Genomic DNA, 14344 nt, shown 5'->3' on the forward strand with positions numbered 1-14344 from the left:
GATCTGGCCGGGCTCGATCTCCTTGCCATTCTACGGACCCGCCTGGACGGAAAACAGCAACGGCGCCTGGAAGAGGGCGCGCCGACGCATCTGACCGTTCCGAGCGGATCGCGGCTGCGCCTTGAATACCGGCCGGGGGAATCGCCCGTGCTGTCCGTGAAGCTGCAGGAGATGTTCGGACTGGCCGACACGCCCCGCGTGGCCTTCGGGAAGATTCCCGTGACGCTTCATCTCCTCTCGCCCGCGCGGCGGCCGATTCAAGTCACGCAGGATCTCCGCGGATTCTGGGAGCGGACGTACGCCGAGGTGAAGAAGGAATTGAAAGGCCGCTATCCCAAGCATCCCTGGCCCGATGACCCGTGGAACGCGCCGCCCACCGCCCGCGCCAAGCCGCGTTCAAGGTGATCACATCCGTCGCGGAAAGGGACGGGCCGATTCCCTTTCCCGGGCCTCCCCGCTTTAAAGGCCCGACTTACCGAGGCCGACATCCCTGGAATCCGCTTTTTTTTGCATTTACCCGCAGGCTCGTGCTATACAAAGGGGGTTCGAAGGAGGGCGCCGACATGGGCAGAGTCTACCGGATCCTGGATTCCGGCCATATTCTCGAGGTGTGGGCCGGAAGGATTACGCAGGAGGATCTCCTGGAGGGCGAACGCCGGGAATTGGAGGATCCGAATCTTCCGTCCGCCCCCCGGGTCCTGGTCGATATCACCCGCGCCTCTTTCGATCCTTCGATCCAGGAAAGGGAGCTCGGACAGCTCGTCGATATTTATCTTCATTTCCGCAACAAAATCGCCGGGGCCCGGGTGGCGATTGTGGCGGGAAAAGAATTCGAGAAAGCCAGTCTGTACGGGCGCTTGGCCGGGCGGGAGAAGATTAATGTGATCGTGTTCATCACGATCAATACCGCCTGTGTATGGCTTGGCGTAAACGAACTGGAGGTTCGGGAATGGGTTAAGCGCACCCAGGCCGAACTCTTGGAATCCCCGCCGCCCGGCGGGTAGAAAGAAAGGACGGGAGGTGATTTCATGAAATTCTGGGACCGCGTTAAAAAGGATCTTCAGTCGGCCGTGAAGGAAAGCACGGAACTCTTCAAGGAAGGCACCTCCGTGCTGTCGACCGAGGCCCGCCGGATGGCCCAAAAGGGCGCGGCGACGATGACGGCCGAAGCGCAAAAGATGATGAAGGAAGGGGTTGCGACGGCCAAAAAAGGGGCCGCCTCCGTGACGGCCGAGGCGCAGCGGATGACCAAGGTGGCCAAGCTCCGGGTTCGGCTCATCGGTCTGAACCAGAAAGCCCAGGACAAATTTACCGAGATCGGAGGGCAGGTCTATGACTCGGCCGTGAAAAACCCGAAGGATCTCCGGCTGAATGAGAAGGCGCGGAAACTCGTTCTGGAGGCCAAACAGATCGAGGGACAGATCAAGAAACTGAAATCCGAACTTGGCCGGGTTTCAAAAAGATAGAGCCGGGGTCCGGAGGGGATCCCGGAATGCCATCCTGAACAGATCGGCGTCATTAAAACCAACCCGCGCCGCGGCCCGGCGCATTGGGAAGAGGAGGAACGAGGATGATTAAGAAACGTTTGGGTGTCGGGGTTTTTGTATTAATATTTTTCGTGGGGGGATTGACCGCGGCCGCACCGGTCAAGGAAATCGAGGTCACCTGTCCCCTGGACGGAACGAAGTTCAAAACCCCCGCCAATATGGCCGGCCCCCGTATGGGCGCCCAACTGGATTTGAAACCCCTCGGATATATGGATGTTCCGCCTCGGATTCCCGTATGTCCGAGCAATCACTTTGTGGTTTATAAAAAGGATTTTACCGATGATGAAAAAGTGCGCTTGAAGAAATTCGTCCTCTCCCCGGAGTATCAAGAAATGGCCAAGGACAACCCGTCCTATTTTTTGCTGGCAAAAATCTTGGAGTACATGGGTGACACGGACTTTATCGTCGCCAACGCGTATCTACAAGCCTCGTGGCAGGTGGACGACCGTCCCGACAAAGAAAAGCAATACATCGATTTAACCCTCCAGCACCTAAAGAAGTTTCTTTCCACAAGCAAGACGAAAGAGGGCCCGGAATGGGTGACAGCCCAAATGCTCGCCGGTGAAGCGGAGCGCCGACTCGGACGCTTCGATGAGGCCAAGGCGCGATTCCTTGAAATGAGCAAAATGCCGGTATTTCAGTTAAGCTTTAACGCCAAAATCGTCGCCTATCAACTCGATCTCATCTCCAAGAAGGACAGCCAACCTCATGACATTCCGTAACCCATGATCGTCGCCGAGTCCGGACCCCTGGTCCGCGCCTCCGCGCGACGGAGCCTGCGTTTCCTCCTGATCGCCGGAATGGTTCTCGCGCTTCAGGCCCGTCCCGGTACGGATGCGGCCGCCTCCCCTTCCGGGGGCGACCCCGCGGCCTCCGGCCTGAAAAAGATCAACCATGTCGTCGTGATTTACCAGGAGAACTGGAGCTTCGACGGGCTGTACGGAAAGTTCCCCGGCGCGGACGGCATCGCCCGCGCGGGCGACGCGGCGAAGCAGGTGATGAAAAACGGCCGGCCTTATCGAACGCTGCCGCCGCCGATCGACACGAACCGGAATCCTCCGGCCCCCGACCCCCGCTTCCCAAAGGATCTTCCGGTGGCGCCGTTCGACGCGGGCCTGTTCGTCCGGCCCGACGAGAAGACCGGCGACCTGGTCCACCGCTTCTATCAGGAACAGTACCAGATCAACGGCGGACGGATGAACAAGTTCGTCGCCTGGAGCAATGCGGGGGGGCTCGTCATGAGCGTTTACGATCTCAGCGACGGCCCGGAAGGCCAGCTGGCCAAGCGGTTCACAATCGCGGACCGGTTCTTTCATGCCGCGTTCGGCGGGTCTTTCCTGAACCACATCTGGCTGGTCTGCGCCTGCACCCCCCGATGGCCCGATGCCCCGGCCGCCGAGATCGTTCAATTGGACGAACACGGCGTTCTCAAAAAGGACGGCGCCGTTACGCCCGACGGATACGCCGTCAATACCGTCTTTCCGCTCAACCGCCCCCATCCCGCCGGCCTTGCCGATCCGAAGAAGCTGTTGCCGCGCCAGACGATGCCGACCATCGGGGATCGCTTGAGCGAGAAGGGAATTTCCTGGACCTGGTATTCCGGCGGCTGGAACGACGCGATGGCCGGGAAACCCGATAAATTATTCCAGTACCATCATCAGCCGTTCAATTATTTCGCGGCCTACGCGGACGGCACGCCGGCCAAGGCCGAACATCTGCGCGACGTCTCGGACTTCCTCGCCGCCTTGAAGAACGGGACCTTGCCCGCGGTATCGTTCGTCAAGCCACTCGGCCCGGAGAACGAGCACCCCGGCTACGCCGACCTTCTGCAGGGCCAGGCCTACGTGAAGCACCTTGTGGATTCCATCCGGGGCAGCCCCTACTGGAAGGAGACCGCCGTCGTCATCACGTACGATGAAAACGGCGGGCGCTGGGATCACGTCGCGCCGCCCGTCGTCGATCGGTGGGGCCCCGGAACGCGCGTCCCGGCGATCATCGTCTCCCCGTACGCCAGGCGGGGCTTCGTGGATCACACGCCCTACGACACGACCTCGATCTTGAAGTTCATCGAATCCCGCTGGGACCTCAAGCCGCTCGGCCCGCGCGATGCGGAAGCCAACGACCTGCTCAACGCGTTCGACTTCTCCCTAAAACCGTAAACCAAAACCATTCGACGGGTGGCCACGGGCGGGGCGCCCCATCCGCCCGCAACGGAAAGGCCAAGGAATCTTCGTGTGGTTCCCCTGCAGCCCTTTGAAAAACGCTGAGTGAGGACGGATGGGGCTGCCGAAGGACAGGACCCGTCGAATCAACAGGATAAAATAGGAAGTCTACCCAGCGAGCAAAGCTCGCGTGAGGGGGGCTCAGGCGAAGGGGTTTTCCCGGAAGCGTTTTTGAATTTCTTCGACCCGGCCGGCGTTCTTGATCAGCGCGTCCACGCAGTCCCTGTCGAGCTGCCTCCCCGCGAGCTGGCGCAGCATCGCGAAGGCCTCCTCGTTGGTCCAGGCCGTTTTGTAAGGGCGGCGGCTGGTGAGGGCGTCGAAGATGTCCGACACGGCGATGATCTTGGACTCGATCGGGATCGCATCGCCCTTCATCCCGTGCGGGTAACCCCGTCCGTCGATCGTCTCATGGTGGTATTCGGCGATGTTTCGCATCACGTCGATATGCTGAAAGGAATCAAGCCCGAAGTCCTTCAACATGGCGTCGATCATTTGCCGGCCCTTCTGGGTATGCGTCTTCATCGTTTCAAATTCATCCTCGGTCAGTCGGGCCGGTTTCCGGAGGATGGCGTCCGGCACGCCGATTTTGCCGATGTCGTGCAGCGGGGCGAACAAGAAAATGTGCTCGATGAATTCATCGTCGAAACCGTAGCGCTCGGCGAGTTCCTTGGCGATCAGCCGGGCGTAATGGGACATCCGGTCGAGGTGGGCCCCCGTTTCCATGTCCCGGTGGGCGCTGATGTCACGCGCGGCCTTGACGGTCGCCAGCATGGTCCGAATCGTCATGAGGTCGTTGATGATCGTTAGGGAAACGAGATGGCCGAAAACGTCCAGGTAATGGAGCACCTCGGGATCGAGGGTGTTTTTCTCGCGGGCGTTGAAGAAGACAAAACCGAAGAAGGTGCCGTTGATGTACATCGGCATTGTGTAGCTGGAGACGTACCCCTCGGCCGCGATCCGCTGGGTGTGCATCCGTTCCGAGGGGCCGAAGACCGTCAGGTCGTTGATCACGCGCGGCATCCCGGTTTCCAGGATCTCCAGGAGGGAACGCGACTCGCCCATTTTGGCCTCGTAACGGACCAGCGGGGCTTGCGGACCGCTGCTGTGGCTGAAGGTTTTCAACAGATCGGTCTTGGCATCGTAAACGGCCACGGCGATGCGGTCGATCATCGGGAACCTGGACTTCAAAACCCGATGAATCGACTCCAGCTTCTCCGAGAGCGTGATGTTTTTATTGAGTTCCTTTAAGACGTCCTGATGGAAATCCATGGAATGCTCGACCGCCAACTTTTATCATAACGGCCATCCTCCAAGCTGTCAACGATCCGGCCGAGGTCAACGGCCGCGGAAGACGGATCGGAGCCGGTTTTGCGCAAAAAAAAGGGCCCGGGGAAGATTTTCCACCGGGCCCTTTGGGTCATCGGCCGTTTAAAGACCTAATACCCTCCGTTCGATTTCTCCATCGGCTTCTCCATCTTTTTCATTTTCTGCAGATGGGCCTTCAGGATCGGAGAGTCGGCGATGGCTTTGTTGTCGGGGGCCAGCTTGAGCGCCTCATCGAACTCCGCCGTCGCCTCTTTGTGCATGCCGAGTTTGTCCAAGGCGAGTGCGTGGTTGTAGTGGGCCTCGGCCGATTTTTCGTCGGCCTTGACCGCCTCGCCGAAATGCATCTCGGCGTCCTTCCACACGCCCATGTTGTAATGCTTGATTCCTTCCGAATTATGCCCGGCAGCCGGTGAAGAGGCGGGAACCTCTAGGGCCGGCTCCGCTTTCTTCTCGGCGGCCTGAATTCCCCGGAACGGAACGAACAGGAATGCCGCCATCAGGAACACGGCCATGCCATAATATGCGAACGTACGCATCGGAATCCTCCTTTCGGTTGTGCCAATGAACGGCCCCTCCGGTCGCCCGGAGGTTCTCTCAATGAATAGGAAAGCCCAAGCGGCCATGCGATGTCAAGGAAAATGTAGCCGGGGTCTCGCGCGACTTCAGGTTCCCGCGGAGGTTCTGGCCTTGGCCCGGTCCGTGGCAAGGAACATGTACATCGCGGGAACCACGAAGAGCGTGAAGAGAGTACCGATCGCGATGCCGGTCGCGATCACGAGGCCCATGTTGAAGCGACCCACGGCGCCGGCGCCGGATGCGGTGATCAACGGCAGCACCCCGAGGACCATGGCCGCGGTCGTCATCAGGATCGGCCGGAGACGGATGCCGGCCGCCGTCTCCACGGCCTCGCGCTTGCCCTTTCCCTCTTGCTGAAGATCGTTGGCGAACTGCACGATCAGGATGCCGTGCTTGCTGATGAGCGCGATCAGCGTCACCAGGCCGACCTCGGTGTAGATGTTGAGCGTCGCCCCCCCGATCCCGAGGCTGATGAAGATCATCGCCCCGCAGATCGACATCGGCACGCTCACCAGCACGATGAGCGGATCACGAAAGCTCTCGAACAGCGCGGCGAGCGCGAGGAAAATGATGATCAGGGCGAAGAAAAACGTCACGACCAGCGCGGTGCTCTCCTGTTTGAACTGCCGGGACGGACCCCCGTAGTCGATCGCGTACCCCTGAGGAAGGATTTCCTTGGCCTCGGCCTCCAGGGTATCCAGCGCCTGCCCCAGCGTGATGCCGATGGCGGGAACCGCCGAGAGCATGGCCGAGTTGAGCTGCTGGAAGTGATTCAGAGTCTCCGGCACGACGACGGTCTTGAGACTCACGACGGTCGAGACCGGGACCGACGCGCCGCTCGGAGTCGTGATGTAATAGTCCCGGAGGTGCCCGGCATTGAGCCGGTCGCGCTGCATCACCTGCGGAATCACCTTGTAGGACCGCCCGGCGAGGCTGAAGTAATTGACATAGCCCCCTCCCAGCATCCACCCGAGCGCGTCGCCGATGTTCTGCATCGTCAGCCCCAGCTGGGCCGCTTTATCGCGGTCGATTTCCACCGTGGTCTGGGGCTTGTCTATTTTCAGGTCGTTGTCGACAAACATAAACATGCCGCTGGCCCGGGCTTTGTCCATCAGCGCCTCCGACACTTCGTTCAACCGTTCGTACGAATCGGTCGTGCCGATCACGAACTGGACCGGAAGGCCCCGGCCTCCCCCGGGCAGCGGCGGCCGCTGAAACGCCACCGCGCGAACGCCGGCGATGTCGCCGAGCTGATTCTGGACCACCGGCTGCATTTCCATCGTGGTGCGTTTGCGCTCGTCCCACGGCTTCATCACCATGCCGGCGATCCCGGAATTGACCCCGCTGATCCCGTCGAGCTGGAAGACGTGGTCGGTCTCGGGATAAGAGGCGAAGGTTTTATAAACCTCGCGCGTGTAGAGCTGGGTCTGCTCAAGCGTCGCGTTGGGCGCGGCCGAGACCAGGGAGATGATGACCCCCATATCCTCCTGCGGGGCGAGTTCGCGCTTGGCGTTGGCATAAAGGAAATAAATGCTGACCAGGATGATCGCGGCAAACACTCCGACGACCGGCAGGGAATCGAGAGCCCCGTGGAGCCGGCGGGCGTAGCCCTTCCGCAACCGCTCAAACTGGGTATCGATAAATTTGACGAATCGGGCCTGGCCGCCGCCGTCGTGCCCCTTGAGGAGACGCGAGCACATCATGGGAGAGAGGGTCAGGGCGATGACCGCCGAAACGGTCACGGCGCCGACCAGCGTGAAGGCGAACTCCGTGAAAAGCGCCCCGGTGAGGCCGCCCATGAACCCGATCGGCACGTAGACCGCGATCAAGACCACGGTGATGGCGATGATCGGCCCCGCCAGCTCGTACGCCCCGGCGAGGGCCGCCCCCATGGGGGGCATGCCCCCCTCGATATGACGGTGCACGTTTTCCACCACGATGATCGCGTCGTCCACGACCAGCCCGATGGCCAGGACCAGCGAGAGCAGTGTCAGCAGATTGATCGAGTATCCGAGCACCAGCATGACGAAAAACGTCCCGATCAACGACAGCGGCATCGCGATCGTCGGAATGATCACCGACCGCAGGGACCCGAGGAAAAGGAAAATGACCACCGTGACGATCAGCAGGGATTTGATCAGGGTGCTGATCACCTCGTGAATTGAACTGTTCACGTATTTCGTCGCATCGTAGACGATCTTGCCGCCCAGGCCCTCGGGCAACTGCGCCTGGATCGGAGGAAAGGCCGTGCGAACGCTGTTGATCACGGTCAGGAGATTGGCGGTCGGCGCCACCTTGATGCCGATATAGACGGCCGTCTGGCCGTCGAAACCCACCGCGGTATCGTAATCATCCGACCCGAGCGTGACGTTCGCGACATCCCCGAGGCGCACAATGGCACCGCCCTGCGATTTGATGGCGAGGTTGCGGAATTCGTCGACCGAGTGGAGTCCGGTGTCGGCGGTCAGGTCCACGGTCACCATCTGCCCTTTGGTCCGTCCGACCGCGGAGATGAAGTCGTTGGCCGCGAGCGCGTTGCTCACATCGGCCGCGGTCAAATGGTAGGCCGCCAATTTATCGGGATCGAGCCACGCCCGCAGCGCGAACTGGTGTTTTCCGAGGATCTCGGCCGTCTGCACGCCATCCACCGTCTGAAGCTTGGGCTGCACCACCCGGATGAGATAATCGGTGATCTGATTGGTCGAAAGCACCGTGCTGTAGAACCCGATGTACATCGAATCGATCGTCTCGCCGATGGCGATCGTCAGAACCGGCTGCTGCGTCTCCTTCGGCAGCTGGTTGAGCACCGCGTTGACCTTGGTGTTGATCTCGGTCAGCGCCTTGTTCGGATCGTAGTTCAGGCGCAGGTTGGCCTGGATCGTGCTGACGCTCTGCGCGCTGGAGGAGGTGAGGTAGTCGATGCCGTTGGCCTGCGCGATCGAGTTTTCCAGCGGAGTGGTGATGAACCCGGCCACCAACGCCGGGTCGGCCCCCGTGTACGTGGTCGCCACCGTCACCACCGCGTTCTGGGTCTCCGGAAACTCTCGCACGGGAAGCAACCCCACGGAGCGCAGCCCCAAAACTAAGATCATGAGGCTGACGACGGTGGCCAGAACGGGCCGATGAATGAATAAATCGGTAAAGCGCATCAGAGGGGCTCCCGGGTCATTGATCCACCGGCTTGGGCGCGGGGTCGTTGCTGGGCTGGACCGTGTTGTTGATGACCACCGCGCTTCCGTTCTTCAATTTGAGCTGTCCGCTCGTGGCCACCAGGTCGCCCGGCTTGATCCCCTTTAGGATCGCGACCTGGTCGCCCCGGGTCTCGCCGACGGTCACGAAGGTCTGCCGGGCGGTCAGGACCGGTTTTCCATCCGCCCCCTTTCCGCCCTCCTCAATGACGTAAACGCTTTCCCCGTAGGGATTGAAGGTTACGGAGGTCTGGGGCAGGGTCAGGTACTGCTGGACCCCGCCGGACTGGACCGTCACCGTCGCGTACATGCCCGGCAACAGTTCGTGCTTGGCATTGGCGATCGTGGCCTCGATCTGGAGGTTACGGGTATCCGGATCGACCTTGGGGTTGATCGCATTAATCCGTCCTTCAAACGTTCGGCCGGGAATCGCATCGGTCGTCACCGTCACGGTCAGTCCGATCTTCAATCGCGAGAGGTTCTGCTGGGGAAGGAAAAAATCGACAAAGATCGGATCCAACGATTGAAGTGTGACGATCTTGTCTCCCGGGTTCACGTACTGTCCGAGATTCACGGCGTTGATGCCGAGCCGCCCTTCAAACATCGCACGGATCGTTTTTTTTTCGACCACGGCCGCCTGCTGGGCCACCTGGGCTTCTTTGCTCTTGAGATCGGCCGCATCGCCATCCAGCACCGCCTTACTGACCGCCTGAATGGCAAATTGTTCCTTGTCACGCTCGTAAACGATCCGGGCCAGTTCGGCCGCCGCCTCGAGGGACCGCAACAGCCCGACATCCGCGTCGGCATTGAGCTGGACCAGCACCTGGCCGGCCTTCACCTCATCGCCCGACTTGAAACGCACCTCCCGCACCAAACCGCCGATTTCGGTTGTGACGTCCACCCCGTGCACGGCTCGCAGGCTCCCCACCGCGTTTAACTGGGGCTGCCAGGGTTGGAGCTCGGCCTTCATCGCCGTCACCGTGGCCGGCGGCATTTTCATGGTCGCCATGAACTGTTTGATCATTTTCGCCTTGAAGGCCTGAAACCCGAAAATGGCGGCAAATAACAAACCGACCACCAACAACATCACCACCATACGCTTGGTCATCAAAATGTCTCCGTCTTCACTGTGTCCGGTTCCACCACCCGCCGCCCAGGGCCTGAAACAGGGCCACGGTATCGGAATATCGCCTGGCTTCAGCTTGAATCAGAATGACCTGTGCCAGCCGGTGCTGACGCTGGGCATCCAGCAACGAGAGAAAATTCACGGCCCCTAAATCGAACTGTTTCTGGGTCATATCGAGCGATTCGCGCGCACTGGCCTCCGCCTCCGACTGAGCCTTCAGCAGGTCCGCGTCCAGCTCCAGCGCGCGCAGGACATCGGCGACGTTCTGAAAGGCCTCCAAAACCGTTTCACGGTACTGCGCCGCCGCCTGATCGTATGCCGCGATGGCGGCGCGCCGCTGGGCGGACAACTGCCCGCCGTGAAAGAGCGGCTGGAGCAATCCGGCCCCCAGCCTCCACACACTCGTGCCGGCGGTGAAAAGATCGTGGCCCGCGCTCGTCTCCGAACCGTAATTTCCGCTCAATGTGATCTGGGGAAACATCGCCGCGGTGGCGACCCCGATCTGGGCGCTCGCCTGGTGCAGAAGGGCCTCCGAGGCGAGGACATCGGGCCGTTGACGGACCAGCGAGGACGGCAGGCTGACCGGAAGGTCTTGAGGGAGTTGCAGCCCCTGGAGTTCAAATTCGGGAAGGACCGCCTCGCTGGGAAGTTGTCCGACCAGCACCGCCAATCGGTGGCGCGTCTGCGCGAGATTCAATTCAAGCGGCGGCAGGGTGGCCCGCGTCTGTGCAAGTTGTGCCTGCTGTGCGAGCACATCGGAACGCGAGGCCCCGCCCAGCAGGAACTGGCGTTCGACCAGACCGACCTCTTTCTCCATCAAGGCGACCATCTCCTGTGTCGTCCGGATCTGGTCCCGCAACGAGGCTTCTTGAATCGCGGTGGTGATGATGTTGGACGTCAAAGCGATATGGGCGCCCTCCAGCTGATAGCCCTGAAAATCAACCTGGGACCGCAAGGCCTCCAACTCTCGCCGCGCCCCGCCGAACAGATCGAGGGCATAGGAAACGCTCACGGATGCATTGTAAAGATTGAAGAGGCTGCCGGGTAAATTGGGCTGGCCGAACGCGGCCCCCGAAATTTTCTGCCGCTGGGCCGAAACATTGCCGTCCACGGCCGGGACCAGGGCCTCTCCGACCAGGGCGCGTTCGTTCTCCTGCGCCTCCCGCAGCGTGGCCTGCGCGGCGATCAGCGTCGGGCTGCCCGCAAGCGCCTGGCGGATCATCTGATCGAGCGCCTTGGAGTGAAAGAGGGTCCACCACAGGTCCGGAATATCCCGGCCCGCGAGGAAGCGCTGGGCCTCGCCGGCAATCCCCGAAGTGGCCGACGTCTTCTCCGGCATCGCCGCGGGGGTATAGTCCTTCGTGGCGGGGGGCTCCGGCCGATGGAAATCCGGGCCGACCGCGCAGCCGGTCAACACCGCGCCGGCGACAACCGAAATGGCCACAATCTTTATTCGCATTGGACGATTCATCCCCTCGCGATCCAAAACCTTCACCGAATTAAAGCGAAAGCTAATCCTTATATCCATACGGCATCCGTTCATTCCCCGTCAAGGATTATTTTTCGGCGGTCGGAGGAAGACTCCAAAACCATTCCCCGTGTCTTGTCAAACGTCGTCCGGCGTGCTATAGTGTCCTACCGAATTCCTGAGCCGATGACATCCAGAGGCGCCAGACATCAAATTTCATCCGGTGGCGTGATCTTCCGCCGAGGAACCGCCGGGATCGAGATCGCCCTGATCCGGAAAACGCTGAAAAACGGAAAACGGATCTGGTGTCTGCCAAAAGGCTGGGTCGAGCCGGAGGAAAGCCTGGAAGGGGCGGCCGTCCGAGAGGTTCGCGAAGAAACCGGTCTGGAGGGCGAAATCCGGCGGAAGATCGGCGAAACTTCGTACCAGTTTTACTCCAAAGAGGATCGCGCGACGATCGACAAGACCGTTCATTTTTATTTAATGGATTGCCGCGGCGGAGACACGGCGGATCACGACGAAGAAGTCGAGGCCGCCGCGTGGTTTCCGTTGGAGGAGGCCGAAACGTTGACGGCCTACCCGACCGAAAAAGAAATCGTACAAAAAGCCCGCGACCTTCTCAAAACGGTGTAGATGTTCCCGGCCCTACTCAAGGGTGTCTGCCCAGCGCGCAACGCGCGCGAGAGGGGGAGGCTCCATCCGGCTCCGCCGGTGGAGGGGGCGACGTGAGCCCTGATTCATAGTTCGGGGTGATTGACCCCAGCGCGCAACGCGCGCGGGAGGGGGAGGCTCCATCCGGCTCCGCCGGTGGAGGGGGCGACGTGAGCCCCTAGAATTAGGACCCGGATGCGGCGACCCGTGATCGAATCCGAACGGCGAGCGCCATCCCCGGTTATGAAGCCGGGGTTAGCGAGCGAAACAAAATTTGGTTTTCTCTGCCCGGATCGAAGAACCCGCACTTCACCTTGGGCGAAGGATGATGATCGTGGCGAAGGCCGCTATCTGGGTGGCGAAGCCCTCCCCGGATGGAAAGCCGGGGTTCTTCAAATCGGAATGGGCCTGGCGATCCTCCTATCAGGGTGTGTTTCGTCTTCAATTCATCAGGAAACCGTAAAAGACCTTGCCGCCGCGCGAAGTGATCTGGACCGGCTCCGCGACGAAAACACGACATTGAAATCGGAGGTGGCGGCCCGGCAGGCCGTTATTCAAGATCTTCGTCAGCAGCTTAAGGAAGGCGAGAGCAAGGGGCAGATGCAGTCCCAGGATGTGGACCGACTCGCCAAACGCAACTTGGATCTGGTCGGAGAAGTCGCCAACCTCTCAAGCCAGAACCGGGACCTTTCCCAAACCCTCGAGGCCCGAGACCAGGAATTGGAACAGGTCCGAAACCGAATCGCCGGGCTGGAAAACGCCGAGGAAGAGAAGACCACCCGCTTCAAGTCCATGTACGATAAGCTGGTCGGCGGGTTTCAAAACGAGATCAAGACAGGAGCGATCGGCGTCACACAGGAGGGGGACAAACTCTCCGTCAACATGGTCGAGACGTCCTTGTTCAAACCCGGGAGCGCCGAAATTAAACCCATGGGCCTCAAGCTCCTGGACCGGGTCGGCCAGATTTTAAAATTGGAACCCGACCAGCCGATCCGAATCGAAGGCTACACCGATAACGTCCCGATCGGATCGCGGCGCTCGGATAAATTCCGGAACAACTGGGAGCTATCCGCCGCCCGGGCCGTCAACGTGGTGCGGTATCTGTCCGGACCGGTCGGAATTCCGCCTGCGCGCCTGTCCGCCTCGGCTTTTGCGGACAATCATCCCGTCGCCTCCAACCAGACAAAGGAGGGTCGGGCCCGGAACAGTCGAATCGAAATTGTTGTGCTGCCCACGGACGCGGCTCAAGGGCTTCTGGAACCCAAATCGCAACCCCCTTCTCCATGAGGACACGATGCCAAACAAACGCCGAAACATAAAAACCGACAGACCGACGAGCAACCGACAGGAAACCCTTCGGAAAATCCTGTTACAGAAAAAAGGAGAGGCGACCCGCATCCTGGAAGAACAGATAGGGCATCAATTCAACGATGATCTGCAGAAACGGATCGATCATGTCCTGGACACTGGCGATCAGGCCATGCTGGATATGGCCGAAGAGCTGGATCTGTCCCTTCTTGAGATGAGGAACAAGAATCTAAGGGCGATCAACGACGCGCTGCAGCGCCTCAGAGAAGGAACATACGGGATTTGTGATGGTTGCGCCAGCGAGATTCCAGAAAAACGGTTAATGGTCATGCCGTTCACCCTTTTCTGTGTCGAATGCCAGCAAAAACAGGAAATTCTTGAGAAGATCGAGAAAGAAGAAGATCGATTCAAGTAAAGGGGGAGCTGCCTAGCCCCTACCCGGCCACCGGATGCCCAGATTTTATGAAAAAAATCATTTTTATCGGCCTGTTCATCGTCTTGGGCTGGCTTGTATTTTCCTATGTCTCGGCCGCTTGGACGCGTGGAGAATTCACCAGGGAGGTCGAATCCCTGCTTGAATCTCCCCGTGATCTGACCGAAGCGAGCCTGGTGCCGCTGATCCTGAACAAGGCGCAACAGTTTGGGATGGAACTTCGCCCGGAGGATATTCAGATTCGAATCGGGCCCTCCGACCAAGAAACGCCAACATCCAAGCTCATGAAAAATAAGGGGTTCAATGTAGAAGTACGTCGTCTCACACTGCAGATCCAGTATGGGCAGCCCTTTTTGGGCAGCACCCGACCGTACACGCTGTATCGGGAACGGATATTTGCAGCCGAGGCCTCCCCTCCAACACCGCCCCCCTCCGTACAGAGCGAAACTCCTGAAAACTAAGACTTCGCCAAAAATCCCGGAAAATCAGACCGTTGACA

General features: G+C 60.1%; 14 protein-coding genes. 9 read left to right on the forward strand and 5 right to left on the reverse strand.

The features are described from left to right. The 5 genes from VMN77_02455 to VMN77_02475 all read left to right on the forward strand — a co-directional run. A partial coding sequence (locus tag VMN77_02455) for an ATP-dependent helicase C-terminal domain-containing protein (protein ID HTN42637.1) occupies positions 1-405 on the forward strand: 405 nt, incomplete at its 5' end. Between the two features lie 158 nt (positions 406-563). Then, on the forward strand, positions 564-1004 hold the full coding sequence (locus tag VMN77_02460; GenBank protein ID HTN42638.1) for a hypothetical protein: 441 nt from the start codon (positions 564-566) through the stop codon (positions 1002-1004). 24 nt (positions 1005-1028) lie between these two features. Beyond that, complete coding sequence (locus VMN77_02465) at positions 1029-1466, forward strand: hypothetical protein (protein ID HTN42639.1); 438 nt, start codon at positions 1029-1031, stop codon at positions 1464-1466. Positions 1467-1570: 104 nt separating this feature from the next. Then, positions 1571-2269, forward strand: a complete 699-nt coding sequence (locus VMN77_02470; GenBank protein HTN42640.1) for a hypothetical protein — start codon at positions 1571-1573, stop codon at positions 2267-2269. A gap of 3 nt (positions 2270-2272) precedes the next feature. After that, positions 2273-3706: an alkaline phosphatase family protein gene (locus VMN77_02475; GenBank protein ID HTN42641.1), complete on the forward strand. Its 1434-nt coding sequence runs from the start codon at positions 2273-2275 to the stop codon at positions 3704-3706. A 204-nt stretch (positions 3707-3910) separates the two neighbouring features. Here the strand turns inward: VMN77_02475 and VMN77_02480 are convergent, their stop codons facing one another. The 5 genes from VMN77_02480 to VMN77_02500 all read right to left on the reverse strand — a co-directional run bounded on the left by VMN77_02480 (position 3911) and on the right by VMN77_02500 (position 11444). After that, positions 3911-5038, reverse strand: coding sequence for an HD domain-containing phosphohydrolase (locus tag VMN77_02480; GenBank protein HTN42642.1), 1128 nt, complete (start codon positions 5036-5038; stop codon positions 3911-3913). Between the two features lie 167 nt (positions 5039-5205). Next, entirely contained in the window at positions 5206-5631 is a 426-nt protein-coding gene (locus VMN77_02485; protein ID HTN42643.1) for a tetratricopeptide repeat protein, read from the reverse strand. Positions 5632-5757: 126 nt separating this feature from the next. After that, positions 5758-8820, reverse strand: a complete 3063-nt coding sequence (locus tag VMN77_02490; GenBank protein ID HTN42644.1) for an efflux RND transporter permease subunit — start codon at positions 8818-8820, stop codon at positions 5758-5760. Between the two features lie 16 nt (positions 8821-8836). After that, the gene (locus tag VMN77_02495) at positions 8837-9967 is read right to left on the reverse strand and encodes an efflux RND transporter periplasmic adaptor subunit (GenBank protein HTN42645.1); all 1131 of its coding nucleotides are present in this window, start codon (positions 9965-9967) and stop codon (positions 8837-8839) included. 16 nt (positions 9968-9983) lie between these two features. Next, positions 9984-11444: an efflux transporter outer membrane subunit gene (locus tag VMN77_02500; GenBank protein ID HTN42646.1), complete on the reverse strand. Its 1461-nt coding sequence runs from the start codon at positions 11442-11444 to the stop codon at positions 9984-9986. Between the two features lie 195 nt (positions 11445-11639). On the opposite strand from VMN77_02500, the gene VMN77_02505 reads away from it, so the two are divergent. The 4 genes from VMN77_02505 (at position 11640) to VMN77_02520 (ending at position 14306) form a co-directional block, all read left to right on the forward strand. Next, positions 11640-12086: an NUDIX hydrolase gene (locus VMN77_02505; GenBank protein ID HTN42647.1), complete on the forward strand. Its 447-nt coding sequence runs from the start codon at positions 11640-11642 to the stop codon at positions 12084-12086. Between the two features lie 261 nt (positions 12087-12347). Beyond that, the gene (locus tag VMN77_02510; protein ID HTN42648.1) at positions 12348-13391 is read left to right on the forward strand and encodes an OmpA family protein; all 1044 of its coding nucleotides are present in this window, start codon (positions 12348-12350) and stop codon (positions 13389-13391) included. 7 nt (positions 13392-13398) lie between these two features. Beyond that, the gene (locus tag VMN77_02515; protein ID HTN42649.1) at positions 13399-13827 is read left to right on the forward strand and encodes a TraR/DksA C4-type zinc finger protein; all 429 of its coding nucleotides are present in this window, start codon (positions 13399-13401) and stop codon (positions 13825-13827) included. A gap of 47 nt (positions 13828-13874) precedes the next feature. Further along, the gene (locus VMN77_02520; GenBank protein ID HTN42650.1) at positions 13875-14306 is read left to right on the forward strand and encodes a hypothetical protein; all 432 of its coding nucleotides are present in this window, start codon (positions 13875-13877) and stop codon (positions 14304-14306) included. Positions 14307-14344: the final 38 nt, after the last annotated feature.

Source organism: Nitrospiria bacterium (assembly GCA_035498035.1).
Taxonomy (GTDB): domain Bacteria; phylum Nitrospirota; class Nitrospiria; order JACQBZ01; family JACQBZ01; genus JACQBZ01.